Annotated in this window: 31 protein-coding genes; 10 read left to right on the top strand and 21 right to left on the bottom strand. The window is 69.5% G+C overall.

What is annotated here, in order from left to right; all coding sequences use genetic code 11:
- Nucleotides 1–60 precede the first annotated feature (60 nt).
- The 7 genes from J2W78_RS00805 to J2W78_RS00830 form a co-directional block, all read right to left on the bottom strand.
- The gene (locus J2W78_RS00805; RefSeq protein ID WP_253367160.1) at nucleotides 61–459 is read right to left on the bottom strand and encodes a DUF3775 domain-containing protein; all 399 of its coding nucleotides are present in this window, start codon (nucleotides 457–459) and stop codon (nucleotides 61–63) included.
- Nucleotides 460–679: 220 nt separating this feature from the next.
- Nucleotides 680–814: a hypothetical protein gene (locus tag J2W78_RS24680; protein ID WP_301288494.1), complete on the bottom strand. Its 135-nt coding sequence runs from the start codon at nucleotides 812–814 to the stop codon at nucleotides 680–682.
- A 95-nt stretch (nucleotides 815–909) separates the two neighbouring features.
- Nucleotides 910–1,476, bottom strand: coding sequence for an NUDIX domain-containing protein (locus tag J2W78_RS00810; protein ID WP_253367161.1), 567 nt, complete (start codon nucleotides 1,474–1,476; stop codon nucleotides 910–912).
- A 39-nt stretch (nucleotides 1,477–1,515) separates the two neighbouring features.
- A complete protein-coding gene (locus tag J2W78_RS00815) occupies nucleotides 1,516–1,782 on the bottom strand; it encodes a sulfurtransferase TusA family protein (protein WP_253367162.1) in 267 nt (88 codons plus the stop codon).
- An 80-nt stretch (nucleotides 1,783–1,862) separates the two neighbouring features.
- Nucleotides 1,863–2,264, bottom strand: a complete 402-nt coding sequence (locus J2W78_RS00820) for a hypothetical protein (RefSeq protein WP_253367163.1) — start codon at nucleotides 2,262–2,264, stop codon at nucleotides 1,863–1,865.
- A gap of 111 nt (nucleotides 2,265–2,375) precedes the next feature.
- Nucleotides 2,376–3,746: a glutamate--cysteine ligase gene (locus J2W78_RS00825; protein ID WP_253367164.1), complete on the bottom strand. Its 1,371-nt coding sequence runs from the start codon at nucleotides 3,744–3,746 to the stop codon at nucleotides 2,376–2,378.
- Nucleotides 3,747–3,932: 186 nt separating this feature from the next.
- The gene (locus J2W78_RS00830) at nucleotides 3,933–4,916 is read right to left on the bottom strand and encodes an asparaginase (RefSeq protein WP_253367165.1); all 984 of its coding nucleotides are present in this window, start codon (nucleotides 4,914–4,916) and stop codon (nucleotides 3,933–3,935) included.
- Nucleotides 4,917–5,217: 301 nt separating this feature from the next.
- On the opposite strand from J2W78_RS00830, the gene J2W78_RS00835 reads away from it, so the two are divergent.
- Entirely contained in the window at nucleotides 5,218–5,847 is a 630-nt protein-coding gene (locus J2W78_RS00835) for a hypothetical protein (protein WP_253367167.1), read from the top strand.
- A gap of 30 nt (nucleotides 5,848–5,877) precedes the next feature.
- Here the strand turns inward: J2W78_RS00835 and J2W78_RS00840 are convergent, their stop codons facing one another.
- Nucleotides 5,878–6,630, bottom strand: coding sequence for a 16S rRNA (uracil(1498)-N(3))-methyltransferase (locus J2W78_RS00840; protein WP_253367169.1), 753 nt, complete (start codon nucleotides 6,628–6,630; stop codon nucleotides 5,878–5,880).
- Nucleotides 6,631–6,919: 289 nt separating this feature from the next.
- On the opposite strand from J2W78_RS00840, the gene J2W78_RS00845 reads away from it, so the two are divergent.
- Both J2W78_RS00845 and ubiA read left to right on the top strand, forming a co-directional pair.
- Nucleotides 6,920–7,531 carry a hypothetical protein gene (locus tag J2W78_RS00845; RefSeq protein WP_253367171.1) on the top strand — a complete coding sequence of 204 codons (612 nt, stop codon included), beginning with the start codon at nucleotides 6,920–6,922 and terminating at the stop codon, nucleotides 7,529–7,531.
- Between the two features lie 21 nt (nucleotides 7,532–7,552).
- Entirely contained in the window at nucleotides 7,553–8,503 is a 951-nt protein-coding gene (ubiA, locus tag J2W78_RS00850; RefSeq protein ID WP_253367173.1) for a 4-hydroxybenzoate octaprenyltransferase, read from the top strand.
- Between the two features lie 53 nt (nucleotides 8,504–8,556).
- Here ubiA and J2W78_RS00855 read toward each other — a convergent pair whose 3' ends face one another.
- Entirely contained in the window at nucleotides 8,557–9,057 is a 501-nt protein-coding gene (locus J2W78_RS00855; RefSeq protein WP_253367175.1) for a DUF6101 family protein, read from the bottom strand.
- Between the two features lie 355 nt (nucleotides 9,058–9,412).
- On the opposite strand from J2W78_RS00855, the gene J2W78_RS00860 reads away from it, so the two are divergent.
- Nucleotides 9,413–10,231 carry an inositol monophosphatase family protein gene (locus tag J2W78_RS00860; protein WP_253367177.1) on the top strand — a complete coding sequence of 273 codons (819 nt, stop codon included), beginning with the start codon at nucleotides 9,413–9,415 and terminating at the stop codon, nucleotides 10,229–10,231.
- Nucleotides 10,232–10,384: 153 nt separating this feature from the next.
- Here the strand turns inward: J2W78_RS00860 and J2W78_RS00865 are convergent, their stop codons facing one another.
- From J2W78_RS00865 to J2W78_RS00885, 5 genes are all read right to left on the bottom strand, one after another.
- Complete coding sequence (locus J2W78_RS00865; protein ID WP_253367179.1) at nucleotides 10,385–10,993, bottom strand: ABC-type transport auxiliary lipoprotein family protein; 609 nt, start codon at nucleotides 10,991–10,993, stop codon at nucleotides 10,385–10,387.
- A 120-nt stretch (nucleotides 10,994–11,113) separates the two neighbouring features.
- A complete protein-coding gene (locus J2W78_RS00870; protein ID WP_253367181.1) occupies nucleotides 11,114–12,196 on the bottom strand; it encodes an MlaD family protein in 1,083 nt (360 codons plus the stop codon).
- Between the two features lie 71 nt (nucleotides 12,197–12,267).
- On the bottom strand, nucleotides 12,268–13,104 hold the full coding sequence (locus tag J2W78_RS00875) for an ABC transporter ATP-binding protein (protein WP_437178524.1): 837 nt from the start codon (nucleotides 13,102–13,104) through the stop codon (nucleotides 12,268–12,270).
- A 34-nt stretch (nucleotides 13,105–13,138) separates the two neighbouring features.
- Nucleotides 13,139–14,287 (bottom strand): ABC transporter permease, encoded by a 1,149-nt coding sequence (locus tag J2W78_RS00880; protein ID WP_253367185.1) that lies wholly within the window; start codon nucleotides 14,285–14,287, stop codon nucleotides 13,139–13,141.
- A gap of 171 nt (nucleotides 14,288–14,458) precedes the next feature.
- Nucleotides 14,459–15,664 (bottom strand): MFS transporter, encoded by a 1,206-nt coding sequence (locus J2W78_RS00885; RefSeq protein WP_253367187.1) that lies wholly within the window; start codon nucleotides 15,662–15,664, stop codon nucleotides 14,459–14,461.
- Between the two features lie 186 nt (nucleotides 15,665–15,850).
- On the opposite strand from J2W78_RS00885, the gene J2W78_RS00890 reads away from it, so the two are divergent.
- Both J2W78_RS00890 and J2W78_RS00895 read left to right on the top strand, forming a co-directional pair.
- Entirely contained in the window at nucleotides 15,851–17,053 is a 1,203-nt protein-coding gene (locus J2W78_RS00890; protein WP_253367189.1) for a hypothetical protein, read from the top strand.
- A 102-nt stretch (nucleotides 17,054–17,155) separates the two neighbouring features.
- Nucleotides 17,156–17,596: a DUF1489 family protein gene (locus J2W78_RS00895; RefSeq protein WP_253367191.1), complete on the top strand. Its 441-nt coding sequence runs from the start codon at nucleotides 17,156–17,158 to the stop codon at nucleotides 17,594–17,596.
- A 169-nt stretch (nucleotides 17,597–17,765) separates the two neighbouring features.
- On the opposite strand, the gene J2W78_RS00900 is transcribed toward J2W78_RS00895, so the two are convergent.
- Both J2W78_RS00900 and J2W78_RS00905 read right to left on the bottom strand, forming a co-directional pair.
- Nucleotides 17,766–17,993, bottom strand: coding sequence for an AsnC family transcriptional regulator (locus J2W78_RS00900; RefSeq protein WP_253367193.1), 228 nt, complete (start codon nucleotides 17,991–17,993; stop codon nucleotides 17,766–17,768).
- A gap of 206 nt (nucleotides 17,994–18,199) precedes the next feature.
- Nucleotides 18,200–18,409 carry a cold-shock protein gene (locus J2W78_RS00905; RefSeq protein ID WP_003598898.1) on the bottom strand — a complete coding sequence of 70 codons (210 nt, stop codon included), beginning with the start codon at nucleotides 18,407–18,409 and terminating at the stop codon, nucleotides 18,200–18,202.
- Between the two features lie 345 nt (nucleotides 18,410–18,754).
- On the opposite strand from J2W78_RS00905, the gene J2W78_RS00910 reads away from it, so the two are divergent.
- Complete coding sequence (locus tag J2W78_RS00910) at nucleotides 18,755–19,144, top strand: hypothetical protein (RefSeq protein ID WP_003598900.1); 390 nt, start codon at nucleotides 18,755–18,757, stop codon at nucleotides 19,142–19,144.
- Nucleotides 19,145–19,200: 56 nt separating this feature from the next.
- Here the strand turns inward: J2W78_RS00910 and J2W78_RS00915 are convergent, their stop codons facing one another.
- Together J2W78_RS00915 and J2W78_RS00920 are read right to left on the bottom strand one after the other, a co-directional pair.
- Nucleotides 19,201–19,632, bottom strand: a complete 432-nt coding sequence (locus tag J2W78_RS00915) for a translation initiation factor 2 (protein ID WP_253367195.1) — start codon at nucleotides 19,630–19,632, stop codon at nucleotides 19,201–19,203.
- A 183-nt stretch (nucleotides 19,633–19,815) separates the two neighbouring features.
- Nucleotides 19,816–20,037 (bottom strand): hypothetical protein, encoded by a 222-nt coding sequence (locus J2W78_RS00920; protein ID WP_253367197.1) that lies wholly within the window; start codon nucleotides 20,035–20,037, stop codon nucleotides 19,816–19,818.
- Nucleotides 20,038–20,209: 172 nt separating this feature from the next.
- On the opposite strand from J2W78_RS00920, the gene J2W78_RS00925 reads away from it, so the two are divergent.
- Nucleotides 20,210–20,788, top strand: coding sequence for a type 1 glutamine amidotransferase domain-containing protein (locus tag J2W78_RS00925; RefSeq protein ID WP_253367199.1), 579 nt, complete (start codon nucleotides 20,210–20,212; stop codon nucleotides 20,786–20,788).
- Nucleotides 20,789–20,863: 75 nt separating this feature from the next.
- Here J2W78_RS00925 and J2W78_RS00930 read toward each other — a convergent pair whose 3' ends face one another.
- Nucleotides 20,864–21,163: a hypothetical protein gene (locus tag J2W78_RS00930; protein WP_253367201.1), complete on the bottom strand. Its 300-nt coding sequence runs from the start codon at nucleotides 21,161–21,163 to the stop codon at nucleotides 20,864–20,866.
- Between the two features lie 141 nt (nucleotides 21,164–21,304).
- Nucleotides 21,305–22,330: a TerC family protein gene (locus J2W78_RS00935; RefSeq protein ID WP_253367203.1), complete on the bottom strand. Its 1,026-nt coding sequence runs from the start codon at nucleotides 22,328–22,330 to the stop codon at nucleotides 21,305–21,307.
- Nucleotides 22,331–22,645: 315 nt separating this feature from the next.
- Here J2W78_RS00935 and J2W78_RS00940 point away from each other — a divergent pair, with 315 nt between their 5' ends.
- Nucleotides 22,646–23,872: a TIGR03862 family flavoprotein gene (locus J2W78_RS00940; RefSeq protein ID WP_253367205.1), complete on the top strand. Its 1,227-nt coding sequence runs from the start codon at nucleotides 22,646–22,648 to the stop codon at nucleotides 23,870–23,872.
- 1 nt (nucleotide 23,873) lies between these two features.
- Here J2W78_RS00940 and J2W78_RS00945 read toward each other — a convergent pair whose 3' ends face one another.
- Entirely contained in the window at nucleotides 23,874–24,767 is an 894-nt protein-coding gene (locus J2W78_RS00945; protein ID WP_253367207.1) for a collagen-like protein, read from the bottom strand.
- A gap of 340 nt (nucleotides 24,768–25,107) precedes the next feature.
- Between J2W78_RS00945 and J2W78_RS00950 the strand changes: the two genes are divergently transcribed.
- Nucleotides 25,108–25,548 (top strand): hypothetical protein, encoded by a 441-nt coding sequence (locus J2W78_RS00950; RefSeq protein WP_253367209.1) that lies wholly within the window; start codon nucleotides 25,108–25,110, stop codon nucleotides 25,546–25,548.
- Nucleotides 25,549–25,622 lie beyond the last annotated feature (74 nt).

A 25,622-nucleotide genomic window follows, 5' to 3' on the forward strand; every position in this document is an offset into this window, starting at 1 on the left:
AGCCGTGCCCCGTCCGGTTTGCCACGGCCGTCTGCGCGACCTCACGCCGGCTGGGACGCCTTACGCCTCGGGCGTCTCCATCGGAATGCCCAAAGCGTCGAGGCCTTCTTCGAGGAGCGGGGCCGCATCCGGCGTGCCCAGCAACTCGCGGATCACCGTGTCGCCCGCCGCCTCACGCTCCTTGGCGAAGTTGACCGCCGTCTTCCATTCCACCGCCTCGTAGTCGCCGCGGCCGATATAGAGCAGGGCCCCGAGATCGGCGCGCTCGTCCTCGTTGAGCCCGGCGATCATGCTGCGGATCTCCTGCTCGGTGGCGTCGTCTGTGCCGCCGACCAGCATGTCGATCGAGCCGTCATCGGTCGGGTTGGAGCCCGAATCCGGATCAGTCGCGCCTTCCTTCACCTCGACCGCCCGCAGCCGCAGGATGATCTCGGTGATCTTGTCGAGGGCAATGTCCATAAGCGGCTCCAGCATCGACGGCCCGCCAAGCGCGGCGCGTCGGGTTCGAACGGAACGCGCCGTGTCCGCCGCGGGCGTCCGGTCAGACCGGTGCCGTCGGGCTGCGACAGGGCGCAGAGCCTCGACAACCCGTGGCGTGGCCGTTGGTTCGGCCGGGCCGGAGCGCCATGCGGATTCGGGAGAGGATGGGAGCGGCAGGCGGCGGGCGCCCCGATAAGCCTCAGGCGCGCGGCGGGTATCCGCCCGGCTCGGCGTCCACGCTCCGCGCCGGGCGTTCCACCTCCCGACGGTGCCACATGAGCAGCAGGGCGGAGACCACGAGCCAAGGACCGGCGATCCCGATGAAGAACGACATGAGCGCATCTCCCCGCGGCGGCGGCTGTTGTTTCGAGAGAATCCGTTCCGCGTGACAGGATGATAAGCGCTGCCGGCCGGCCCGCAAGCGCCGCGTCAGGCGAACAATTCGGGGCGGCGCAGGCGAAGCGAGAGCAGGAGCACCAGCGTCTTCATATCGGCGATCTCGCCGGCCTCGCTCATGGCGGCGAGGGTGGCGAGCGGCATCTCGACCACGGTGATCGCCTCGTGCTCCTCGGCCAGTCCGCCGCCGGGCCCTTCCCGGTCGCTCTCCGCGTAGGGGGCGAGGTACAGGTGCATCCGCTCGGTGGAGATCCCCGGCAGGCTCCACACCGTAGAGACGGGCTCCAGATGCGCCAACCGCAGGCCGGTCTCCTCGAAAGCCTCCCGGCGCACGCCCTCCGCCGGGTCGGCCTCGTCGAGCAGGCCTGCGGGTACTTCGAGCAGGTCGGTCACGCCCGCGGTGAAGAAGGGCGCCGCGCGGAACTGGCGGATCAGCAGGGCCACCTTGCGCTCGGGATCGTAGGGCAGCACGCAGACCGCCTCGCCGTGATCCTCGATCTCACGGGTCACCGCGGCGCCCTCGGGGGTCGTCACCTCGGCGACGAGGAAGCTCGCCCAGCCATCGTGGACGGTGCGGGTGCCGCGGATCTCGGGGGGCATGGCGTCTCCGGTTCGAGGCTTCAGGTCGGATTGTCGGGGTCAGGCTTGCGCATTCGAGCGGTCGGCGCCGCGGCGGATCAGGAAGCGCGCGACCGGGCCGTGGCGCTCCAGCGCTTCCAGCGCGGCCCCTTCCTCGCGGACGACGTTCGGGATGTCGATCCCGGCCAGCGGATCGGTCGCGGTCACCGTCAGGCGCGCGCCGGGTGCCAGCGCCCGCAGGGCCTTGCGCGTGCGGAGCGCGGGGAGGGGGCATTTGAGGCCGCTGAGGTCGAGTTCGACCGTGCCGTCCTGCGAGATCTCGGACATGGGAGCGGCGCATAACACGAAAACGCCCTGCCGGCTGAACCCAGACGGCAGGGCAATGTCTTCGCGGGTGGAGGAGAGGGTTACCAGCCGTAGGGGCCGTAGCCGCCATAGGCCGGGTAGCCGTAGCCGCCGTAATAGCCCACGGGTCGACCGTAACCGTAGTAACCGCCATAGGCCGGATAGCCGTAGTAGCGCGGGGCCGCGCTGGCGGCGATCGCGCCGCCGATCAGGCCGAGCGCCGCGCCCGCGAACAGCGCACCGCCGACATTGCGGCGGCGATAACCGTAGCCGTAGCCGTAGCGGGGGCCGTAATGGCCTCCGTAATATCCGCGGCGCCAGCCGACGGTCTCGACGGTGCTGCCGCCGCCGACCTGCGCGGCGCTCATCGCCGGCAGGGGCGCGGCCTGGGCGGGCGGGACGGCCGTCACGGTCAGGCTCGCTGCGGTGATGCCGGCCAGCGTCAGGGTCGTGATGCGGGACATGGATGCGAACTCCTTAAGCGATAAGGAACACGCAGAGGAACAACGCGGCGCCGAACGCGTTCCGAGCGCCAAGCTTGCTGCGGGCCAAAATCCGCGACGCTGCTCCGATCGTCAGAACGTGCAGGCGGTGAAGGCCGGATCGACCGACTTCTCCCAGGGGCCCTCGTAATCGGCGAGCCGCTCCTGTGCATGGCTGCGGCCGGCGGCGACGATTGCCTCCAGCGGTTGAAGGTAGACCGCCTCGTCGCGGCCGTTGCCGTCGCGGCGCGCCCGCGCCTGCAGCCCGGTGCGGGCGATGGCGAGTGCCTCCGCCGCGACCGTGCCGAGGCAGCGCCCGCCGATGCTGGCATGGAGCCCGAGCCGCGGCACGGCGGCGCGCATCGATTCCCGCTCCCCGGCGGACCAGCCGCGCACCAGATCCCAGGCGGCGGAAAGCGCGGTCTCGTCGTAGAGGAGCCCGACCCAGAAGGCCGACTGCGCGGCGATCATCGCCGGCCCGCCGACATCGGCGCCGCGCATCTCGAGGAAACGCTTGAGCCGTACTTCCGGGAATACGGTGGAGGCGTGGTTCGCCCAGTCCGAGACGGTCGCCCGCTCGCCTGGTAACTGCGCAAGGCGCCCGGCCATCAGGTCGCGGAAGGAGGCCCCGGCGACATCGTGATAGGTCTCGCCGCGCTTGACGAAATACATCGGCACGTCGAGCAGCCAATCGGCGTAAGCCTCGTAGCCGAACCCCTCGTCGAAGGCGAAGGCCAGCATGCCGGTGCGGTCGGGGTCGGTGTCGCGCCAGATCTCCGAGCGGCGCGACAGGAAGCCGTTGGGCCGCCCATCGGTGAAAGGCGAGTTGGCAAAGAGCGCCGTGGCGATGGGCTGGAGCGCGAGGCTGACGCGCATCTTGCGCACCATGTCGGCCTCTGAACTGAAATCGACGTTCACCTGGACGGTCGCGGTGCGCAGCATCATGTCGAGGCCGAGCTTGCCCACCTTCGGCATGTAGTTGCGCATGATGCGGTAGCGGCTCTTCGGCATCTGCGGCGTCGCCTCGCGGGTCCATTTCGGACTCATGCCGAGGTCGAGGAAGCCGATGCCGAGCGGCTCCGCCGCGCGCTTCGTGGCGGCGAGATGCTCGTCGAGTTCGGTCGCCGTCGCGTGGATGTCGGGCAGCGGCGCGCCTGAGAGTTCGAACTGGCCGCCGGGCTCGATCGAGATCGCGCCGCCGCCCTCAGGCCCCGCCAGACCGATGATGTTGCCGCCATCCAGGATCGGCTCCCAGCCGGTCTCGCGGCCGAGGTTCTCCAGAAGTGCCCGGATGCCGCGCTCGCCCTCGTAGGGAACGGGTGCGTGGTCGGCCGTGTAGAACGGGATCTTCTCGTGCTCGGTGCCGATGGCGAAGCGCGCGCGCGGTTTCTCGCCTGCGGCGAACCACGCGATCAGTTCGTCCCGCGTCGTGAGCGGGGTGGTGTCGGACGTGTCGCGCGCCATGCGCTGCCTCGAAGGTAACGTCGGTCGAAGGGGTCAGCGGCGCGCCGAGGATCCGCCACCGGAGGAGCCGGCAGCGGCCTCACCGGATGTCGTGTCCTTAGAGGACGCTGCAAGGGTGAACAACGCGCCCGCCGACCGCATGGCAGACATGACACAAGCTTCTCTTCACGGCGTTCGCCCCGCCGATCACGGATCCGCGAAGTAGGGGGCGTAGGCTACTCGATCGACCCCCGCCCGAAGGAGAAGTTGGAGCATCAGCCGCGCCTTCACGCCCGACAGGATGCCGGCCGAGCGCGCGCCGCGGGCCAGCAGATCGATCTCGCCGCCGGGATACCCGTATGTGCGCGAGAACACAGGACCGGTCTCGGTGCGGGAGGCGAGCACCACCGGAATCCGCGGGACGAGGGCCGAGACGATCTCCGCCAGCGCCTCCGGCACGTGGCCCGCGCCCATCCCCTCGATCACGACGCCCGCGAAGCCGAGATCGGGCAGGGCGGCGAGCAGCCGTCCGTCGTCGCCGATCCCCATCGTCAGGAGCGCCACCGGGGCCGGCTCCGGTGCGAGGGGGCCGTCGACGATGGGGCCCCGGCGCGGCGATACGAAAATCCGGGCCTCGCCCTCGATCACGAGCCCGACTGGGCCGGCGAGCGGTGAGCGGAACGCCGAAGGCAGGGCGGTGTGGGCCTTCTGCACGAGCCGGGCGGCGTGGATCTCGTCGTTGAGGACGGCGAGCACGCCCATGCTCCGCGCCGTCGCGCTTCCCGCGACGAGGGTCGCGGCCAGCAGGTTGCCGGGCCCGTCGGCCCCCGCACTTTCCGGCCCGCGCATCGCCCCTGTGACGACGACGGGCTTGTCGCCAACGACCAAGCTGTCGAGGACGAAGGCCGTCTCCTCGATCGTGTCGGTGCCCTGGATCACCACCGCGCCGTCGAGGTCGCCCGCCAAGCGCTGGTTGAGTGTGCGCGCCACGCCGATCAAGTCGTCGAGGGTGAGCCCCGCGCTCGGCCGGCGCAGGGGCGAGAGCGTCTCGATGGATGCGACCGCCGCGAGCCCCGGCACCGAGTCTGCGAGATCGGCAGCCGTCAGCGTCGGCACGATCCCGCCCTCAGGGCTCCGGGTCATGGTGATCGTCCCGCCGAGGGACAGGAGGAGGATGCGGGGGAGGGGCATGGCGCGTCAGGCTCCGGCGGCCGCAAGGCCGGACGTGGTGCCCGTATCATTCCGGTGTCGATTGTCGAGGAAGCGAAGCGGGGAGAATTGCAATACCGAGATCGGGCGATCACAACGCGGCACACAACCAGGGCGTGATCGCCCCGAGATGCCCGTGCCCCGCTCCCGTCTCCGATCCGTCACTCTTGCTCTGATCCTGCCGCTCCTGTCTTGGCTCGCCGCAACCGGTCCTGCTTCGGCGCATCGCCCCTACTTCACCGAAGCGCAGCCGATCCTTCTGCCGGACGGTCAGAGGGGCGAGATGCGCATCATCGCCGGAGACGGCATCGTCGTCGCCGATCCTGTGCGCATCATCATTCTTGATGCCGAGAGCCGGCTCATCGCGCGGGGGCCGAAAACGTGGCTACTCTCACTCGTGTGCGATGCACCGCTTCGCTGCCACGGCTACGATCACAGCTCGGGCGAGATCATTGAACCTGACCCGATGACTTTCGGACAAAAGGGATCGCACGTCCCGCCTTTCAGCGAGCGGGACAATCTCTGGGACATTGAAGATGGGGAAGCCACTTGGGGGGTAAAGGTTCGGCCGGCATCATGGGTTGAGTGGTTACTGGCTGAGTGGAGCCAGTGGCGCGGGACGTCACCACTTGCTTATGGTCTCTTCGTATCGCTCGGCCTCATCGCGGGTTTCTCAAGCGTTGGCCTGCATAATCCCAAGCCGACATTGTCCGGGAAGCTGCTTTGGCTCGCGGAGATGTTGCTTCGCCTTTGCGGGCTAGGGATCGCTCTTGTGGCGATGTCGCTCGCTCTCGTCATAGGGGGAGCGCGTCCGACTGTCATGTTCGGAGTGATCTTGGTCGCTTACGTCGCACCTTGGGGTGCTTGGCTGCTCCTTCGGCGGCGTTCCAAAACGTCCGTGGTTGCCGCCTAACCGGGAGTTCAGCCGCCCGTCACCATGATCTCAACGCGCATCCCCCAGCACCGCCTGCACCAGCGCCAGCACGGCCACGGCGGCCGTATCCGCCCTCAGGATGCGCGGGCCGAGCGACAGCGCGACCGTGTTGGGGCGGGCGGCGATCAGCGCGCGTTCTTCGGCGTGGAACCCGCCCTCGGGGCCGACCAGCACGGCGAGCGGCGGTGGGCGCGCCGGATCGGCCGCGCCGCGCAGGGCCGTTACCGGGTCGGTGACGGGCGCGTCCTCGTCGCAGAACACCAGCAGGCGCTCAGGCTCAAGCGCGTCGAGGCAGGCGGGCAGCCGGGCCGGCTCGCCGATCTCCGGCACGGAAAGGATGCCGCATTGCTCGGCCGCCTCGATCGCGTTGGCCTGCAGGCGGTCCATCTTGATCCGCTCGCCCTGCGTGAAGCGGGTGAAGACCGGCTGGAGGCGCCCCGCGCCCATCTCGACCGCCTTCTGCGCCATGTAGTCGATGCGCCCCGTCTTCAGCGGCGCGAACAGGTAGTGAAGGTCGGCCGGCGCCGGCTGCGGCCGGGTTCGGGCCACCACGCGCAGGTCCGCGCTCTTGCGGCCCTGCGGCACGATCTCGGCGCGCCACTCGCCGTCGCGCCCGTTGAACAACAGGACGGGCTCGCCCTCCGCCCGGCGCAGCACCGTGAGCAGGTAGTTCGCTTGCGCCCGCTCCAGTGGCAGGACGCGCCCCTCCGCCAGATCCGCTTCGACGAAGAGGCGTGGGGCGGTGAAGTCGTAAGCAGCCATGGTCTCTCGCGGGCAAGCCGGTCTCGTCGCGTGGCGGCCCCGGCCTGTCAATCGCTGATGCAAAAAGAACACGCCTCAAATGTTTCAGGGCGTTTCCCACCTCCGCGGCCCTTGGGCGGCGGAACGCACCATTGGCGCCACAATCCCGTGCGCAGAAGACATCCGCATCGAAACACTTCAAGCCCCTCTGCCGGGCCCGCGGCGCGAGCCGCCAGGGATTCGGGCCGGATGGGCGCTGCGGGATCGGGGGTACACCCGTCGCGGCATGCGGGGAGAAGGACCGGGCCGAATGTCTGCCAGGATTGTTGCACCGACGAAGACCGCCGCCGCCGCTCTTGTCGGCCTTGTCCTTCTGGCCGGGCCGGCTCTGGCCCAGGGCATGGGGGGCATGGGCGGGATGCCGCTGCCGTCGATGGATACGCCGGCCGAGCCCGCGCCTTCGGCTGCCGCGCCGATGAGCGTTCCCGCGCCGATGGCCCCGGCCGCGCCGGCCCAGTCCGTGCCGCAGCAGGCCGGCACCGATTGCGGCTCGATCCAGAAGACACTGATCGAGCGCAAGAACCTCGTGGCCAAGGCCAACTCCGCCTCGAACTCGAAGAAGAAGATGACGCCGCAGGAGGCGTGCTCCCTGTTCGGCCAGCTTCAGGCCAACGGCGCCACCGGCATCAAGTGGATCACCGCCAACAAGGAGTGGTGCTCGATCCCGGATTCGTTCTCCGAAGGCTTCAAGGCCGATCACAACAAGGTCGCGGCGATCCGCACCAAGGTCTGCGGCATCGCGGCCCAGGCCTCGAAGATGGAAGCCCAGGCCAAGACCCAGGCGCAGAACGGCGGTGGCGGCGGCCTGCTCGGCGGTCCCGGCCTGTCGGGCGCCTTCCGCATGCCCCAGGGCGCGCTGTAAGTCTTCCGCGCCCCGTTACCGTTGGCCTCTCCATCCGAGCCCGGCTCCGGCCGCGTCGCCGACGCGGTCGCCGGCCATTGGGCCGACCGGCTGGCGCCGGCCGGAGCGCGGCCCTATCTGCGGCTCGCCCGGATCGAGCGGCCGATCGGCTGGTGGCTGCTGCTGCTGCCGTGCTGGTGGTCGGCGGCGCTCGCCGCGACCGCCGCCGGGAATCCCGGCCCGAATCCCGGTCATCTCGTGCTGTTCCTGATCGGCGCGGTGGCGATGCGCGGCGCCGGCTCGACCTACAACGACATCGCCGACCGTAAGCTCGACGCGCAGGTCGAGCGCACCCGCTCGCGCCCGCTGCCCTCGGGGCAGGTCACGACGAAACAGGCCGCCGCCTTCCTTGTGGCGCAGGCGCTGGTCGGCCTCGCGGTACTGCTGCAATTCAACGCGACCGCGATTCTCGTCGGCATGCTCTCCCTGGCGCCGGTGGCGATCTACCCGTTCATGAAGCGGGTGATGCCGATGCCGCAGGCGGTGCTCGGCCTCGCCTTCGGCTGGGGGGCGCTGATGGGCTGGGTCGCCGTGTTCGGCCGCCTCGATCCGCCGGCCCTGTGGCTCTATGCGGGCACGATCGGCTGGATCGTCGGCTACGACACGATCTACGCGGTGCAGGATATCGAGGATGACGAGATCGTCGGCATCCATTCCTCGGCCCGCCTGTTCGGCGCGCGCCTGCGGCTCGCGGTGGGGCTCTGTTACACCGGCACCGTCGCCCTGTTCGTGCCGGCGCTGGTCGGCGCCGGGGCCGGCCTCCTGGGCTGGCTCGGGCTCGGGCTGTTCGCCGCCCATCTCGCCCGGCAGGTGATGCAACTCTCCGAGCGCGATGGTTCTCGGGCCCTGGCGCTGTTCCGCTCGAACCGCGATGCGGGTCTCATCCTGTTCGCGGGGCTGGCCGCCGACGCGCTGTGGCAGGGGCTGCGCTGATCCGGCGCTCCGGCCGACCGTTCGCCCGACAACGGCTTAGGCGGGAAATCGTCTTACCCCCGCGAAATGATCTCGCTCTCGCCCCGATGGATGCAGGGTCGGGCCGGGAGGCGGGCGGGCTTGCGCCGCACCAGGAAGCGGGGGCGGCGTCCGCTGAGGGCGGCGTGACGGCGGCGCTGGCGGCCCTTGCCGAGCACGACCGGGCCGAGCTGCTGCGAGACCGGGACGATGGAGCCGTCCTCGCGCAGCAGCATCCGGGCGAGCCCCCCCGTGTTCGAGATGTCGCGCCACACCGCCACGACATCCTCCTCCGGGAACGGCCCGAGCCGCATCGTCACCTCGCCCTCGCCGTCGACGAGAAGCAGGGAGAAGCGGTCCTCGCCGCAGGCATCGGCCGCATCGTCGGCAAAAGCCAGCGCCACACCGACGGGCGAGAGGCCATGGGTTCCCCCGAGAACCGGCAGCGGCGTCGCTTGAACCGTGATGGAAGGCGCACTCACCTCGTCCTCGCCGCCGGGCCGACAGTTCTGATTCATGATCTCGAAAGTCATCATCGGTTCGACGCCCTATCCCGTGTCGCGGTCTCTGTCGGACGCGCTGATCTGACAAGCACAGTGCCGGTCGTCTCCCCCAAGGCGCCTTAAGAGTGAGCGTTAAGCGTTCGTGGATCGAGCCGAAGTCTGCCGGATGCTCAACGGACCCTTGCCGGGATTGGTGCAAATGTCGGTAACCGTGCGGATGGGGCAGGGGCCGGCTGCGGTGCGGGTTGCCGCCGCTGCGGCCGGCCCTGCATCACTGCGTTCCGAAATCCGATGGCCACTTTTTCCGCCGATGCTCTAGAACGGAGCGGCGTCGGCGCCGTTCGAACGGCAGGAGGCCGGCCTCGCAGAAGCGGCTCCGACCGGATCCATGACCCAGACGACATCCTCTCTCGCGGCGCTGCGGCCCGTCCTGCACGACGCGATCCGGGAGGCTGCCGCGCTCGCGCTGCCCTTCTTCCGCAAGGGCGAGCAGACCAGCGCGCGGGTCTGGTCGAAGGCCGGGGGCTCGCCGGTCACCGAGGCGGACGTCGCCGTGGACACCTTCCTCAAGATCCGCCTGTCGCAGGTCGAGCCGCGGGCGGCCTGGCTCTCGGAGGAGACCAGCGACGATCCGGTGCGGCTCGGCCACGACTTCGTCTGGATCGTCGATCCGATCGACGGCACCCGTGCCTTCCTGTCCGGGCATCCGGACTGGTCGATCGCGGTAGCTCTGCTGGCCCGGGGCGAACCGGTGCTCGGCGGCGTCTTCGCGCCCGCGACCGATCAGTTCTACGAGGCCGTGGCGGGCGAGGGCGCGACCCTCAACGGCGCGCCCATCCGCGTCGCGCCGCAGGCCACGCTGGAGGACGCGCGCATCACCGGCCCGAAGCCGTTCCAGGATCGCCTGCTCGACGGCGCGGCGCGGCTCGGGCCGCGCCCCTCGGTCACGGTGGTCGATCGGGTGCCCTCGCTGGCCCTGCGGCTCGCGCGGGTGGCCGAGGGCCGGATCGACCTCGGCCTCGTCTCACGGGACGCACGGGATTGGGATCTGGCCGGCGCGGACCTCATCGTCCGCGAGGCGGGCGGCGTGGTCTGTGATCTTCAGGGCCGGCCGGCAGTCTACAACCGCCCGGAGCCGCGCCACGGCGAACTGATCGCCGTGCCGCTGTCGCTGCGGGGCTCCGCACTCGCCGCGCTGGAAGCGTGAGCGCCGGAAGCGGTCGGGCCCGGTCGTTCGGGTTAAAGGGTGGCCGCGGCGCTAGAGTATCGTCCTGGATATCGGATCCAGAACGATGTTCCAGCCTTCTGATTTTGCATCGTCTTTTTCCGAAAGCCGGGGACCAGCTTTCGAGATGATGCTCTATCGCGCCGTGTTCACCCACCGCACGAGGTCGGCGAGAACTTGACCCAAAGCCGTGTCGAGGCCGGCGGCGGCGCTCTGCGGATCGACCTTCTGCACCGGTACGCGGGCGGTGAAGACGCGGGCGTTGACGACCCGTCCGGTTCCCTCGGCGATCAGCTTGGCTGAGAGATCGACCACCGCTTCGCCGGTACCGGAATTGACGTCGAATTCGCGGATCTCGCTGACGAGCTGGTAGTCCGACGGCACCTTGTCGCCGGGCCGCGAGACCGAGCGCAGGCGGCCGGTATTCTCCAGGCTCTGGATCACCCGCGTCTGGATCAGGCGCGGCAGGCGGTCGGCCCACTGGCCGCCGCCGAGGAAGGACAGGGACCCGCCGGGCTCGCGCACGATGATGCGGTCGGCCTCCATCGGCTGCAGGCCGACGGGCTCGGACACGACGATCGAGCGCGCAGCGCCACCTGCCCGCGCCTGACCCGGCAGGGCGGCGAGATCGAAGGTGAGCGGTGTGCCGCCGCCGCAGCCGCCGAGGAGCGCCAGCGGGGTGAGAAGGGCGCCCGCCCGCAGGAAGCGGCCGGAAAGGGAAGGCGAAAAAGGAAGACGCGTCATACGCTCGGGCACCGTCCGTTCGCTGTCGGGGATACTGACACCCCCTCTAGCACGCGGGAGCATACGCCAACGCTCAAGCTGGGCGGTGCGTGCCGACACATCATCCGGAAACCGAAAAGCTCAGCGGCCACCGTTGTATTCCGGCAACGACGGCTTGCCGCCGAAGATCACCTGAGACGGGTCGCGCTCCAGGCTGCGGGCGGCCCGGCTGAGGGTGTTGAGGGTGCGCTGGCCGTCGGTCGACAGCGCCTCGACCTCGCGCCGGCTCGTGCCCGACAAGCGGTTGAAGCTCGTCGAGATGTTGGCGGTGCGCTTGTCGAGGTTCTCCGACAGCGCGCGGAAGGCCCGGCCTGCGTCGCGCACGGAGATCGCCGCCTCGCGGATCTCCGCGAAGGTGCCCGCGCCCTGCTGGCCCGAGGCCGAGCCGAGGAAGCCCTCCGCCCCCTTGAGCACGCCGTCGATCTTGTCGGCGGAGGCGTTGAGCTTGGCCGCCAAGCTGCGGGCGTCGTGAAGCCCGGCCTGGATGTCCCCGCTCGAATTCGCCAGCGCGGTCGAGAAGGTGTCGGCGTTCTCGATCACCCGGTTGAGGCGCTGCCCGTCCACCGCCTTGACGAGGCCGGTGATGGAGGGGCCGGCCTCGGCCAGCGTCTTCGAGAAGGACTCGACGTTGGCGAGCGTGCGGTTGATTGCGCCCTCGTTGCCGGCCACCACCTTATCGAGGCGCTGGAGCACGTCGTCGGCCCGCTGCGCGATCTGCTTGGCGGCTGCCATCATGTCCTGGATGTCGCTCGAATCGGCGAAGATCGTCGGCATCTTGTCGCCCGAGCCCGGCGTGAGGGCGGGCGCGTCGGCGCTGCCGCCGGAGAGCGCGATCTGCGAGACGCCGGTCAGCATCGCGGAATCCAGCCGCGCGCGGGTGTCGGCGCGTAAGGGGGTCGAGGGATCGACCTGCACCACCGCGACGACCCGGCGCGGGTCCTGCGGCAGCAGGCGCACGTCGAGCGCCTCGCCGACCTTGATGCCGTTGAACGAGACGGTCGAGCCCTTGGCGAGTCCGCCGACCGAGCCGGAGAACACAATACGGAGCGCCTGGGTCGCCTGTCCCCGCGATCCGCCCTGGAGCCAGAACACGAAGCCGAAGGCGGCCAGGACGACGCCGATGGTGAAGGCGCCGATCAGGACGTAGTTTGCGCGAGTCTCCATCGGCTCAGCTCTAATCCCGATCCGAGGGGGTGGAGCGGTGCGCAACCGCACCGGAGAGTATCATCCGCCGCTCACGCATGGGCGTAACCGGGCTGTGCGGCCTGATTGGGCGTGGCGATGGCGCGGGCGCGCTTGCCGTGGAAGTACGAGCGCAGCCAGGGGTGGTCGCTCGCCAGCATCTCCTCGATCGTTCCTGCCGCGATGATCCGGCCGTCGCCGAGCGCCGCGATGCGGTCGCAGGCGGTGTAGAGGCTGTCGAGGTCGTGCGTCACCATGAAGACGGTGAGCCCCAGCGTCTTCTTCAGGGTCGAGACGAGGTCGTCGAATTCGCCCGCGCCGATCGGGTCGAGGCCCGAGGTCGGCTCGTCGAGGAACAGGATCTCGGGGTCCAGCGCCAGCGAGCGGGCGAGCGCCGCGCGCTTGATCATGCCGCCCGAGAGTTCCGAGGGGTACTTGTCGGCGGCATCCGGCTTGAGGCCGACCATCTCGATCTTGAGACGGGCGAACTCGTCGAGCAGGCGCTCGGACAGCTTGAGATGCTCGCGCATCGGCATCTGGATGTTCTGCTTGACGGTGAGGCCCGAGAACAGTGCGCCCTGCTGGAACAGCACGCCCCAGCGCTGCTCCAGCTGGCGGCGCCGGGTTACCGTGAGCCCGTCCACGTTCTCGCCGAAGATCTCGATCGTGCCGGAGCGCTTCGGCACGAGGCCGAGGATGGTGCGCGTCAGCACCGACTTGCCCTGGCCCGAGGGACCGACGAACCCCAAGATCTCACCGCGGCGGATGTCGAGGTCGAGCCCCTTCATCACCGTGCGCTGGCCGAAGCCGACCACGAGATCGCGCACGCGAATAATCGCGTCGTCTTGGGCGGGGTCTTGCCCGTTCAAGGAAAGTTGAGTGGTGGGCAAGGGCGCTGTCCGACCGTCGGCTGTCCGCACGAAGTTAGAAATTGATCGCAGCGAAGAAGACCGCGAACAGGCCATCCAGCACGATCACCATAAAGATTGACTTGACGACTGAGGCGGTGACGTGGCGCCCGAGCGACTCCGCCGAGCCCTCGACCGCGAATCCCTCGATCGTCGCGATGATCCCGATCGTCAGCGCCATGAACGGCGCCTTGATCAAGCCGACCGCGAAATGGTGGAATGACACCGCCGCCTGGAGCCGCGCCAGGAAGGCATCGGTGGTCATGCCGCCATAGATCGCGGCGGTGAGGCCGCCGCCGGCGAGGGCCGCCAGCGAGCCGAGGAAGGCCAGGATCGGCAGTCCGATCACAAGTGCGAGAATGCGCGGCAGGATCAGGATTTCGATCGGGTCGAGACCCATCACGCGCAGGGCATCGACCTCCTCGCGCATTCGCATCGAGCCGATCTCGGCGGTGAAGGCCGAGCCGGAGCGGCCCGCCACCATGATCGAGGTGAGGAGCACCCCGAGTTCGCGCAGGATCAGCAGGCCGATCAGGTTCACGACGAAGCTCTGCGCCCCGAAGCGCTGGAGCTGAAAGATGCCCTGCTGCGCGACGATGCCGCCGACGAGGAACGAGATCAGCACGATGATCGGCACGCCGTGGAGCGCCACCTGTTCGAGCTGGTTGACCAGCGCGGCCATGCGGAAGGTCCGCGGGCGGCGCGCGACCCGGCCGCCGGCGGCGACCACTTCGCCGAGGAAGGCGATGCCGGACAGGACCTCGTTGCCGCCGCGTGCGACGCGCTGACCGGTGGCGTCGAGGAAGCGCAGGGCCGGGTTGCGGGTATCCTGTGGCGCCGGCTCGGGCTCGCGCAGACCCATCTCGCCGAGCAGGATGCGGTGCTCGGGCCGCGCTCCGGCATAGGCCAGCCGCCCACCCGCCGCCTCGATCTCGGCGCGGGTCCGCTCCAAGACCCAGGCGCCGAGAGTGTCGAGGCGCGCCAAGCCGCTGAGATCCACCAGCACGGGCTGGGTCCGGCCCTGCGCGGCGATGCGCGCCGAGGCGCTCTCCACCGCCGGACCCTGGTCGGCCGTCCAGCGCCCGCGCAGGATCACGCGGCCACCGCCTGCATCGAGGTCTGCGCCCGCGGCGTCCGAAATGCCCGAGCCGTCTGCGATCCGCACGCGCCGCTCCCGCTTCCGCTCCAGAGACTTTGAAACGAATTCCTTACCAAGAAGCGTCGAATCCGAACCTTCAGGCTCGATGCTCCGGCGGCTCGAGGCCGCTTCTCGGGGCTCTGCCCCGAAGCCCCGCCAAAGGGATGATCCCTTTGGGATCCCGATATTGGGGGCTGGCTATACCTTATGGGGGGAGCCGCCGCCAAATCGGCGGGAATCATGGATGCGTTGCGCCCGCAGGACGAGGACGAGGCCGGCGAGCGCCAGCGGCGCCATCATCAGGAAGGTCGAAGGCCCGCCGAGCGAGCGGTAGATCGCGCCGCAGGCCAGCGTCGCCAGCGCCGAGACGAGGGCGGTCGAGGCGCCGACCGTCCCCTGCGCCCGGCCGCGGGCGCCGTCCGGCGCGAAGCCGGAGACCGCCGCCATGACCCCGAGATGGGTCGCGCCGAAGGTGAGGCCGTGCAGCATCTGAAGCGGCAGGAGCAGGGCGAGGTCGCCGTCCGCGAGGCTCAGTCCCAGAGCCCGCAGCAGAGCTGCGACCGCCCCAAGGCTGAGCAGGCGGAACGGGCTGCGCCAGCGCGCGGGAAGGCGGCCGATGAGGGCGAACAGCGCGATCTCGGCTGCGACGCCGACGGCCCAGAGCGCCCCGATCCAGGGCGGCGAGACGCCGTGGCGGGCCCAATCGAGGCTGCCGAAGGCGTAGATCGCCGCATGGCTCGCCTGAATCAGCGCCGCCGCGGCGATAGAGAGCCACAGCACCCGCGGCAGGGGCGGGGCGGGCCCCCTCTTCGAAGGCGGCTCAACGGGCCGTGCGACCTCCTGGCCCAAGGCTGCGACGAGGGTCGCGGCGAGCGCGAGACCGGTGAGCAGCAGGGGCACCGCCACCCGGTCGCCCAGCAGACCGAGAAGCGCGCCGCCCGCGAGGTTCGCAGCAAGGAAGGCGACCGAGCCGCACAGACGGATGCGGGCATAGTCGATCCGCGTCGTGCGGCGGGCGGCGGCGAGCGTCAGGTAGTCGATGCTCGGCACCAGCGGGGCCTGCGCTACGGCGTTCACGACGATCAGCGGGACGAGCAGGGCGGCGGCGATGGCGGCGGCGGCCGGCATCAGGGTGTAGCTCACGGCCAGGGTGAGACTGCCGGCGACGAGCAGGGTGCGCGGGCGCACGCCGCGATCGATCAGCCCCATCAGCGGCCGCGTCGCGACGACCTTGGTGGCGATCGGCAGGGCGAGCAGCAGGCCGATCAGCCCGGCATCGAGGCCGAGCGCGCCAAGCCAGACGGGCATGAACGGCATGGCGATGCCGATCTCCACGAAGACCACGGCGTAGAGGAGACCGAGCCGGACGGGATCGGGCTCACCGGTCGGGACTGTGCGTGTCACGGGATCGCGGCGAAACGGGCCGCCCCTTTCGATCGGTCAAAAACGTCGCGCGGCGGGGCGAAGCGAGGGAAAGCGTAAGCCGCTGTTAAAGCACGCCTGTCAATCTCACGCCGACCGTCAATCGTCGCGGCACTCCTCGCGGTGGGGCCCGAGTCTTTGCAGGGTGTCGAGTCTTTGCGGGGTGTGATGTCGAGTTCCCGTTCCCTGACGCCTCTGGATGCGTCGCAATACGATGCCATCGAGGACGCCGTCCGGGAGACCGAGCGCGGCCGGTGGTTTCTCAGCGAGTACGCCCGCCGCAACCGCAATGCCGATACCGAGGTGCTGCTGGACGCGATCCGGCGCATCGAGAACGTCGTCACGACGGACCGGCCGGACGATGTCGGGCGCTTTCGCGGCGACCTGATGGAAATGGCCGACGCCATCGCCCGCACCCGCGCGGAGGTGGCCGCCCTCTCGACCGCCGAGCAAGGCGAGAGCCGTCTCACGGTCGCCTCGGAAGCCCTCGACGCCATCGTGCGCGCCACCGAGCGGGCGACCTCCGATATCCTCAGCGCCGCCGAGGAGGTGCAGGAGGCCGCCTGGACCCTGCGCGAGACCGGAATCGATTCCGAGCTGTGCGACGCCCTCGATCGGCACGCCACCCAGATCTACACGGCCTGCTCGTTCCAGGATCTCACCGCCCAGCGCACGAGCCGGGTGGTGCACACTCTGCGCTACCTCGAGAATCGCATCGCTTCGATGATCGGGATCTGGGGCAGTCCCGAGGACGCGGTGCCTCCGCTCGGTGAGGACGCGCCCGCACCGGCCGCCGCCCTCGATCAGAACGACGTCGACCGTTTCCTCGATATGGAAGTGCCGACGCCCGCGCCGGTGATGTCGGTCCTGCGGCCGTTGCCGACCGTGGCGCTCGACAACGACCTCGCCTTCCTGCCGGTCAGCCCCGAGACACCGGAACCGGCGCATGACGAGGAGCCGGCGGAGCCGATCACGACCGAGATGGCGACGCCCCTCGCCGTTCCGGCCGATGAAATCCCGGTGGATCTCTTCGCCCTGGAAATGCCGGAGATCGACGCCGCAGCCGAACCGGAGATCGCTTCACTGGAGACCGCTTCGGCCATCCTCGTTCCGGCTCCGGCCGAGCCGGAAGGGGAGGAGGCGTTCGGGGCAGAGGACGAGGCCGCATTCGAGGTCGTGTCGGACATCGACGCGTTCGACGCGGTGGAAGAGGCCGGACTCACCATCCCGGCAGAACCCGAAGCGGTCATGCCGCTGGCCGAACCCCTGGTTGTGGCGGCGGTCGAGCCGGTGGCGGCCGACGATCTCGCAGCGGCCTTCCCCGATCTCGATACCTTGAGCATCGAGGAAAAGATCGCGCTCTTCGCGTGAGGGAGCGGCCCCGGGGCCCGGTGATGCGGCTCTTCATGCCGCATCGGTTGCCTTGAAAACCGGCGGCCCTTTTTCCGGCGGATGGCTTATACGGGCCCGGTCATGGCCCTGCATCTTCTGAAGCTGTGCGTCGGTCCCTCCTCCATCGAGGAGCTGGAGGCGCGGATCGCACATTATCGGGCGGAGGCTGTCCGCCTCGGCCACGAGCCGGAGACGGTCCACGTCACCCGCATGTTCCCCAAGCGCGCAGCCGCCATCGCCGGCGGCGGTTCGATCTATTGGGTGATGAAGGGAACGCTGACCTGCCGTCAGGCGATTCGCGCCATCGAGCCGGTGACGGGAAGCGACGGGATCGACCGCTGCCGCCTCGTGCTCGATCCGGCGGTGACGCCGGTCTCGCCGCGCCCCTGCCGCCCGTTTCAGGGCTGGCGCTATCTCGAAGCGCGCGACGCGCCCGGCGACCTTGACCGGGCCAGTGCCGGGGAAGTCGCCGAGATGCCCGAGAGCTTGCGGCGGGAATTGGTGGGGTTGGGTCTGATCTGAGGCGGTTTCCGCTCGATCCAACCGGGGCGCGTATCGCTCAACCTGAGCGGCGCTTCAGCCCAGGGCCAGCCCGCCATTCCGATGGAATCGATCAAATTCGGTACAAGGCCGCCCGCCTCATGAGGGCGGCCGATTGGCCTCGCTCCGAATGGGTGCGAGGCCGGGTCGGTCAGGCGGCTTCCTGCAACCGGACGACGGCCGGGGTAACCCCAAGGCGGTCGGCAAGGTGCCAGCGCAGTTCGCGCGGAGAGTGATACTCGTAGGAAGCGTCGATGAGGTGGCTGAGGTCGGCCTGCGGGCTGCGTGCCTGCGTATCGACCAAGCTGCCCACCCGGAATGTCGCCGCGTTGGTCACGGGCGAAATGGCGCCGTCGTGGCGCCGGAACTCGAAATTCATTGTTTTTCTTCTTCTCGCACCGGATCCCGCGCCCTCTCGGCGTGGCCGGCGTCGTTTCTGGTTGTTTTGGTCTGGTGATTTTGGCGTCCGCGGCGCCCGCCGTGAGACATCCCCGGAAATGCGTTCCGAGAGCCTCTGTCCGGTGGGTGCCGCTTCGTTAGTCAGGAATGCGCGGTCGGGCCGGCTAAGGCCGGTCCCGAGACGACTTAGACAGCCTGCAGGTTGCCGGCCGCGTCCTTGCCGCTGCGCTTGTCGGTCAGGACCTCATAGGACACCTTCTGGCCCTCGACGAGGTTGCGCAGGCCAGCACGCTCGACAGCGGAGATATGGACGAACACGTCCTTGCCGCCGTCATCCGGCTGAATGAAGCCGTAGCCCTTGGTCTCGTTGAACCACTTAACAGTCCCAGTATCCACGAATAGTTCCTTCGTTCTTCACACGCCAAGCGCAAGCATCTGCTCGAAGCGAGCACCTGGCAGCGTCCGCCGATTTTGCGGGATGACAAGCGGGTTGCAAATGGACCGAAGCCATTCGCTCCGCCGCGCCCGTCACCACTACATGTAGGCCGACGATGCGGCCTTAACAAGGCGGGACGGAACGCCGCCGCCTTGGAGCTGCGCGCGCGGGATGGAAGCGCGGCAGGCCAATCGAGCCTGGAGTACTGCCTCCGCCACCCTGTGACAAAGCACGGGGCGGGTGCATATATGGTCGCCAATCCAGGCGGTTACGCACCGCTTCAAGGCAGTGCAGTCAGGCGGTTCATGGCGGGCATCTCGGTTTCCCTCGAAGGCGCGAACATCCAGCTCTCGTTCCAGAAGGACGACCAATCGACGGCGGTGGTCATGGATGCACGCGCCGCGCGCGCGCTCGTGCGCGCCGTCGGCCAGCTCCTCACCGCGATCGATGACGACGGCGAGGTCGATTTGCCCGACGAGAACGGCGACGAGGAGGTCGCCATGCTCGACGTGACCTCCTCGGCCATCGAGGTCGGCACCGATGAGCAGGGTCAGGCGGTGGTGGCCCTCCAGGCCGGTGCGTTGCCGCCGTTCCAGCTCCGCCTGACCGACGAGGAGGCACGCCACGTCGCCTCCAGCCTCAGCGAGATTCTGGCCGCGCCGCGGGACGTTCGCACCTCTCACGGCGGGCACTGAAGGCATGCTCCGCGGAAGCGTCACGCTTCAGCGGAGCGGCGGTTGCCCTGCTTGGGTCAGACGCCCGGCCTGCCGCGGCGGCGCGTGCGCTGGGCGCTCGGCAGGGCATCCGGCACAAGGGTGACGGCGACGGGGTTGGGCGTGTGGTCCATGGCCGCACCGGTATAGGCATCGACGCCCATGCCGATGACGCCGCCGGCCAGGACGTTGCCGGCGAACCCTGCGGCCCCCGCGCCGGCCAGCTTGGTGCGCACCGGCACCGTCTGCGGCTGGAAGCCGGGCTTGGTGAAGGTGACGTCGAACTCTTCCGAACGCGGCACGTCGAGCGAGCAGGGCGTGGTCGGGCAGTACCGGTTCGTCGTGGTGGCGACGGCGGCGCCGGGCGGCTCGGAGGTGAAAGCGATCAATTCGGTGGTGCCGCGCGTGACGCTTCCGCATGCGGCAAGGCTCACCGCGACGAGCGCGGCGGCCAGAGATTGCTTCAACATGATGTGGTGTCCCCCAGCCGCCTCTGCGTGCGGCGGGACGGTTGTTGAGACGGTTTCGTCTCAACACAAGCGTGTATACGTCGAGAGAGCGGGGACAGCTCTCAGGGTCAACGAATTGTGGTAAAAATGTAGCGTCGGTCGGCCGCCCCCCGCTCGGAGGCAGGGCGCGGCGGAGGTGTCGGATCAGAGGCGGATGCCGGGATCGGTCGGACCGCCGGGCAGATAGTCCGGCTCGGAGCCGGGTCCGCGCGGTTCGTCGATTTGGGGGTCATCGACCGGGTAGGGCGTACGCGGACCGGTCGGGCCGATATCGGGCAGATCGTCGGGCTGCGGCGGCGGGGGAAGATCGCCGGGGATCTGTCCACCGGGGATGGGCTCGGGGGTCGGGGCGCCGGGATTGGCCATGAACCGCCTCCTGTCTGGCTTCGGGGATGGCGGTCCAACACATGCCCTTCGAGTCCGGTTCCGGTTCTCGTCGTCTCGCGATCCGCCGGGATGCGGCGCGGTGACGGATCTCGGAACCTCGCCGGGAGCGGTCGGTTGGCCCGGCAATCCCCGACATCGACGGAGCGAATGCATGCCCGATATCCGCGAGGCCAAGATCCTCATCGTCGCCACCGACGGCTTCGAGGAAAGCGAGCTGACGGTGCCGCAGGCCAAGCTGAAGGAAGCCGGCGCTACGGTGACTGTAGCGAGCCCGCAATCCCGCCAGTCCCGGCAGACCATCCGCGGCTGGGACAAGACCGATTGGGGCCAGGACGTGCCTGTCGATCTCGACCTCGAAAGCGTGAGCCCCGCCGATTACGATGCGCTGGTTCTGCCGGGTGGGCAGATCAATCCGGACAAGCTGCGCCTCGAGCCGAAGGCACTCGAGGTGGTCCGGCACTTCGTCACCTCCGGCAAGGTCGTGGCCGCGATCTGTCACGGCCCCTGGCTGCTGATCGAAGCCGGCGCGGTGAAGGGGCGCACCCTGACCTCGTTCGCCTCGATCAAGACCGACGTGATCAATGCGGGCGGCGACTGGCAGGACAAGGAGGTGGTGACCGACGGCGGTATCATCACCAGCCGCAACCCCGGCGACCTCGATGCCTTCTGCGCCAAGATCGTCGAGGAGGTGAAGGAAGGCCGCCACGAGCCGCGTCAGCTCGCCGCCTGAACCTCGTCTTCCCGGCACGACAAAGCCGCCGATCCTCGGATCGGCGGCTGATCTATGCCTGATGACGGGCCGCCGTCAGCGCTTGGCGACGGCCTTCTGGAGCTTCGGCCGCTCCAAGGCGGCACCGGCCATCAGCTTGGCGAGGTGATCCTTGTCGACGTTGCCGAGGCTCGCCGGCATCACGGCCGCCTCCGGTGCCGGGCGCTCGGCCTTCCGCCCGGAGATGGAGCCGGTGGTGACGGGATCGGCGAGCGCCGCCACCGGCAGAGCCGGTGATGCAGGCTCGCGCTGGACGCGCATCGCCCAATGGGCGGCGGTGGAAAGGGCGGCGATGGCCAGGATCGCCTTGATGCCGCCGGTCAGGAAACGCCGCATGGTCACGCCCGAAAACGCTGGGAACGCAGCCGGTTCCCCGGCCTGTCCCCAGCATCGCGCAAGATCGTGAACGAACCCTCCGAGCCCGTTCCAACGAAGCGTGCCGGATCGGGAATGCGCGCTTCACGGATCGCGCCTGCGTCAGGTTCGGTGCGCGACCTCCCCGCGTGCCTTCTCGGCCTCAGGCTCCGCCGCGCCGCGGGTGCGCCACAGGCTGTAGACGACGCCGAGGGTGAGTAAGACCAGGGTGACGACGAGCGAGACCCACGGCGGCAGATGGACGAGTTCCAGCGTGTCGGCGACCACGATCTTGGTGCCGATGAACAGCAGGATGAGGGCGAGCGCCGTCTTCAGGTAGGCGAACCGGTCCACCATCGCGGCGAGCGCGAAGTAGAGCGCGCGCAGTCCCAGGATCGCGAAGATGTTCGAGGTGTAGACGATGAACGGGTCGGTGGTGATGGCGAAGATCGCCGGCACGCTGTCGACGGCGAAGATCACGTCCGCGATGTTGACGAGCACCAGCGCCACGGCGAGCGGTGTCAGCCAGCGCACGGTCTTGCCCGTTTTCGGATCGGGCTTGCGCACGATGAAGTGCTGGCCCTCCGGCTTGTCGGTGACCCGCACCCACTTCTTGAGCAGGCGCATGGAGGCGCTGTTCTGGATGTCCTGCTCGCCCTCCTCCTTCGAGACGAGCATCTTGATGCCGACATAGATCAGGAAGGCAGCGAAGACCGAGAGCACCCAGTGCGCTTGGCTCACCAGGGCCGAGCCGAGCCCGATCATCAGGCCGCGCAGCAGCACCGCCGCGAGGATGCCCCAGACCAGAACCCGGTGCTGCGCCGCCCGCGGCACGCCGAGCGAGGTAAGAATCACTGCGATCACGAAGACGTTGTCCATCGACAGCGACTTCTCGATCACGAGGCCGGTCACGTATTCCTGGGCCGGGTCGAACCCGAGCATCCACCAGATCCAGCCGCCGAAGGCGAGGCCGAGGGTGAAGTAGAAGGCAGTGAGGAGCAGGCTCTCCTTCACGCCGATCTCGTGGTCCTTGTCGCGGTGGAGCAGGCCGAGATCGAAGGCGAGCAGGCTGGCCACCAGGGCGTGGAAGCCGAGCCACATCCAGACGGGCTTGCCGAGCCACTCGTGGGTGAAAAATTCCATCATCATCGCGCGGGACCGGATGCTTCACTTTTGGGAGAGCATCGGCTCCGACATCGCGGAAGCGTCTTCCGTCTCCCTCCCGAACGAGCCGCCGATCCGGCGGACGAATGATCTCACCGGAGTTCCGGGAGCATCGCGAGGGGGACGGTGCGCGTTCCGCCAGAGGGGCCCGCAGCCGATGTCGGGCAGTTAGACGCGCGATCGCGTCGAATCAAGGGCAGCGCGATTTTCATCCCTGATCCTCACCCATTAAGCGCATGCCCCGCTTTTCAGCCCGGCCTCGCTTGACAGGGGCGGTGTCTCCGGGGCCTGCCGCGGACCATGGACGCGGATCGAGAGCATGGAATCGCCATCGTCGGCGGCGGGCCGGCGGGGCTCATGGCGGCGGAGGTGCTGGCCGGGGCAGGGCAACTCGTCACCGTCTACGAGCGCATGCCGTCCGTCGGCCGCAAGCTGCTCATCGCCGGGCGCGGCGGGCTCAACCTGACCCATTCCGAACCGCTGCCGGACTTCCTGACGCGTTACGCCCCCGTCGATCCGCGCTTGCCGGCGGCGGTTGAGGCCTATCCGCCGGATGCGCTGCGGGCATGGTGCGAGGCGCTGGGGCAAACCACCTTCGTCGGGTCGAGCGGCCGGGTGTTTCCGGAAAGCTTCAAGGCCTCGCCGCTGCTGCGCGCTTGGCTCACTCGCCTCGATGCCCTGGGCGTCACGATCCGCACCCGGCACCGCTTCGTCGGCCTGGAACAGGGGGCGCTGACCTTCGAGACCCCGGAGGGCCGGCTCCGCGTCCGGTCGCGGGCGACGCTGCTCGCGCTCGGCGGGGCGAGCTGGCCGCGGCTCGGATCGGACGGGGCCTGGGTACCGCTGCTGGAAGGGCACGGCGTCGCGGTCGCACCCCTCAGGCCCGCCAATGTCGGCTTCCGCGTCGCGTGGTCGGCGCATTTCTCGGGGCGCTTCGCGGGTGAGCCGCTCAAGCGCCTCGCCGCGCGCATCGGCGACGCGAGCGCCCGCGGCGAGGCGGTCGCGACATCCGACGGCATCGAGGGCGGAGTGATCTACGCGCTCTCACGGCCGATCCGCGAGGCGGTGGAGCGCGACGGCGTCGCCGAACTCACCCTCGATCTGCGCCCGGATCTCGATGCGGGCGCGCTTCAGGCGCGTCTGGCCCGAAGCCGCCCCGGCGAGAGTCTCTCAACCCGCCTGCGCAAGGCCGCCGCGCTGAGCCCCGCCGCCATCGGCCTGCTGCGCGAGGCGCATGCCAACGCCCTGCCGACGGAGGCCGAGGCGCTGGCGGCGGCGATCAAGGCCGCTCCCCTGCGGCTCCTCGGGCCGGCTCCGATCGCGCGGGCGATCTCGACGGCGGGCGGCGTCGCCTTCTCGGAGCTCGACGCAGGCTTCATGCTGCGGGCGCGGCCCGGCACCTTCCTGGCCGGCGAGATGCTCGATTGGGAGGCGCCGACTGGCGGCTATCTGCTCCAGGCGGCCTTCGCCAGCGGCCGGGCCGCGGCGAAGGGGATGCTTGGCTGGCTTGAAGCGCGAGAGGCCTAGCTTACGGCCGGGCGCAGATCCCGACCATGCCGCTGCTGCCGGCCGAACAGGACGCCTTCGTGTCCCCGTCCAGGGTCGCCGCGCCGCCGGTCTGGCAGGTGGCCGAGGCCAGCACCTCGCCCGTGTCGCAGGAGAGCGTGCAGCTCGTATCGGTACAAGCGCGCGCCCGCACGACACGGAACGGCGCCGCCACCGTCGCGGCGGTCTCGCCTTTCGGTCCCGGCTCGCCCTTGGGGCCGCGCTCGCCCTTCGGGCCCGCTTCACCCTTCTGCCCCGGCTCACCTTTCAGGCCCTGATCCCCTTTCGGCCCCGGCGCGCCCGGCGGCCCGGCCAGACCTGCTTCGCCCTTGAGGCCCTGCTCGCCCTTGAGGCCCTGCTCGCCCTTGAGGCCCTGTTCGCCTTTGGCCCCCGGTTCGCCCTTGGGGCCCGCGGCACCCGGTGGTCCCTGGAGGCCGGCGGTGCCCTGTTCGCCGGCCTTGCCGGCCGGCCCCTCCGGCGCGCAATTGGCGACGACCGCTTCGCGCTCGTTCTCGCCGGCTTTGATCATCGCGACGCAGGTCGCGGGCCGGTAGGGCAACCGAAACTCGAAGCGCCCGCGCCGGTCCGACAGGACGGAGATGTCGTCGTCGAGGATCACGGTGACGCCGCTCTTGCCCACGCTGCCACTCATGCGCAGGTCGCCGCCCTCGATGCGCGCGTCCCAGATCTGGATCGGCTGGACCGGCGGGTTCGGTACCTTGGCGCGGGTGCGGGCCGCCCGCGGCTGCGCCTCGCCCTGCGCCGCTGCAGGTCCGGCGAGGACGAGGCCCAGCGCGATCAGCATCGGCGAGAGGGTCGGCCAAACGGCTCGCGAAGTCGCCGGCTTTCGTGCCCCCAGGTCGCGCGTCGTCGGCATGCTCGCTCCTCCGATCTTGTCCCGCGCATCTTCCGGCGCGGTGGGGGCAAGGTTTCGGTTGCCGGCCGGCCAGGGTCAACCCCGCGGTGTCGTCCACACCCGTCCACACGTCTCATCCACAGGCCAAGCGACTGCGTCTGAAGGCTGTTTTCAGATTGTGTCCACAGAGGCGGGCCACCCGGAAGTAAAGCTGATGCGCGCCGTGCGGAGACTCCCCGGGAAAACCGGAAGCCATCGGCGGGTCGATCCCTTAAGAAGGTCGGCAGAGTGCCCGGTTCGCCGTAAGCCCGCACGGGCGCGGCCGGCCGGGGCTTGCGACCTTCGAGACCGAACCACCGCCATGCTTCGCCCACTTCTCGCTGTTCTGTTCCTTCTGTCCACCGCCGCGCAGGCGGACGAGTGCGACGCGCTCGCTGCCCGGATCGCTCAGGCGACGGGGGCGAAGAAGGCCGGTCGCCGGGTCGGTCCCAGCATCGACGTCCGGGCCGCAAGCGGGGTCCGGCTCGATCTCACCTGCCGCGCCCAGCCCATCGTGCAGGCTTCCTCGGGCGATCCCTCGCCCTCCGCCGAATACTTCCGCGAGCTGACGATCGCGGCCGAACTCGTAGTCGGCGAACCGGCCTCGACCGTGCAGCCGATCCTGACGCGGGCCTACCAGACGGCTTTGCGCGAGGGGCGCAAGTCCTTCATTCAGCAGAACGGCTGGTCGGCGAGCTGCTACACCGATAGCGCCGGAGCGCTGCGCACCCTCTGCTCGGTCGGGCGCATCCCGACGGAATAGAGCTCGCAGCCGACGCGACGTCGAGACCGCCCGGCCGTCTTCCCGATCGTTCCCGCTTGAACGAAGCGCGCACC

This window comes from Methylorubrum extorquens (assembly GCF_024169925.1).
In the GTDB taxonomy this organism is placed as follows: Bacteria; Pseudomonadota; Alphaproteobacteria; order Rhizobiales; family Beijerinckiaceae; genus Methylobacterium; species Methylobacterium extorquens_A.

Excerpts from the sequence above, each read along its gene's own strand:
- J2W78_RS00805 (WP_253367160.1), bottom strand. The coding sequence starts at position 459 with ATGGACATTGCCCTCGACAAGATCACCGAGATCATCCTGCGGCTGCGG.
- J2W78_RS24680 (WP_301288494.1), bottom strand. The coding sequence starts at position 814 with ATGTCGTTCTTCATCGGGATCGCCGGTCCTTGGCTCGTGGTCTCCGCC.
- J2W78_RS00810 (WP_253367161.1), bottom strand. The coding sequence starts at position 1,476 with ATGCCCCCCGAGATCCGCGGCACCCGCACCGTCCACGATGGCTGGGCG.
- J2W78_RS00815 (WP_253367162.1), bottom strand. The coding sequence starts at position 1,782 with ATGTCCGAGATCTCGCAGGACGGCACGGTCGAACTCGACCTCAGCGGC.
- J2W78_RS00820 (WP_253367163.1), bottom strand. The coding sequence starts at position 2,264 with ATGTCCCGCATCACGACCCTGACGCTGGCCGGCATCACCGCAGCGAGC.
- J2W78_RS00825 (WP_253367164.1), bottom strand. The coding sequence starts at position 3,746 with ATGGCGCGCGACACGTCCGACACCACCCCGCTCACGACGCGGGACGAA.
- J2W78_RS00830 (WP_253367165.1), bottom strand. The coding sequence starts at position 4,916 with ATGCCCCTCCCCCGCATCCTCCTCCTGTCCCTCGGCGGGACGATCACC.
- J2W78_RS00835 (WP_253367167.1), top strand. The coding sequence starts at position 5,218 with ATGCGCATCATCGCCGGAGACGGCATCGTCGTCGCCGATCCTGTGCGC.
- J2W78_RS00840 (WP_253367169.1), bottom strand. The coding sequence starts at position 6,630 with ATGGCTGCTTACGACTTCACCGCCCCACGCCTCTTCGTCGAAGCGGAT.
- J2W78_RS00845 (WP_253367171.1), top strand. The coding sequence starts at position 6,920 with ATGTCTGCCAGGATTGTTGCACCGACGAAGACCGCCGCCGCCGCTCTT.
- J2W78_RS00855 (WP_253367175.1), bottom strand. The coding sequence starts at position 9,057 with ATGATGACTTTCGAGATCATGAATCAGAACTGTCGGCCCGGCGGCGAG.
- J2W78_RS00860 (WP_253367177.1), top strand. The coding sequence starts at position 9,413 with ATGACCCAGACGACATCCTCTCTCGCGGCGCTGCGGCCCGTCCTGCAC.
- J2W78_RS00865 (WP_253367179.1), bottom strand. The coding sequence starts at position 10,993 with ATGACGCGTCTTCCTTTTTCGCCTTCCCTTTCCGGCCGCTTCCTGCGG.
- J2W78_RS00870 (WP_253367181.1), bottom strand. The coding sequence starts at position 12,196 with ATGGAGACTCGCGCAAACTACGTCCTGATCGGCGCCTTCACCATCGGC.
- J2W78_RS00890 (WP_253367189.1), top strand. The coding sequence starts at position 15,851 with ATGTCGAGTTCCCGTTCCCTGACGCCTCTGGATGCGTCGCAATACGAT.
- J2W78_RS00895 (WP_253367191.1), top strand. The coding sequence starts at position 17,156 with ATGGCCCTGCATCTTCTGAAGCTGTGCGTCGGTCCCTCCTCCATCGAG.
- J2W78_RS00900 (WP_253367193.1), bottom strand. The coding sequence starts at position 17,993 with ATGAATTTCGAGTTCCGGCGCCACGACGGCGCCATTTCGCCCGTGACC.
- J2W78_RS00910 (WP_003598900.1), top strand. The coding sequence starts at position 18,755 with ATGGCGGGCATCTCGGTTTCCCTCGAAGGCGCGAACATCCAGCTCTCG.
- J2W78_RS00915 (WP_253367195.1), bottom strand. The coding sequence starts at position 19,632 with ATGTTGAAGCAATCTCTGGCCGCCGCGCTCGTCGCGGTGAGCCTTGCC.
- J2W78_RS00920 (WP_253367197.1), bottom strand. The coding sequence starts at position 20,037 with ATGGCCAATCCCGGCGCCCCGACCCCCGAGCCCATCCCCGGTGGACAG.
- J2W78_RS00925 (WP_253367199.1), top strand. The coding sequence starts at position 20,210 with ATGCCCGATATCCGCGAGGCCAAGATCCTCATCGTCGCCACCGACGGC.
- J2W78_RS00930 (WP_253367201.1), bottom strand. The coding sequence starts at position 21,163 with ATGCGGCGTTTCCTGACCGGCGGCATCAAGGCGATCCTGGCCATCGCC.
- J2W78_RS00935 (WP_253367203.1), bottom strand. The coding sequence starts at position 22,330 with ATGATGATGGAATTTTTCACCCACGAGTGGCTCGGCAAGCCCGTCTGG.
- J2W78_RS00940 (WP_253367205.1), top strand. The coding sequence starts at position 22,646 with ATGGACGCGGATCGAGAGCATGGAATCGCCATCGTCGGCGGCGGGCCG.
- J2W78_RS00945 (WP_253367207.1), bottom strand. The coding sequence starts at position 24,767 with ATGCCGACGACGCGCGACCTGGGGGCACGAAAGCCGGCGACTTCGCGA.
- J2W78_RS00950 (WP_253367209.1), top strand. The coding sequence starts at position 25,108 with ATGCTTCGCCCACTTCTCGCTGTTCTGTTCCTTCTGTCCACCGCCGCG.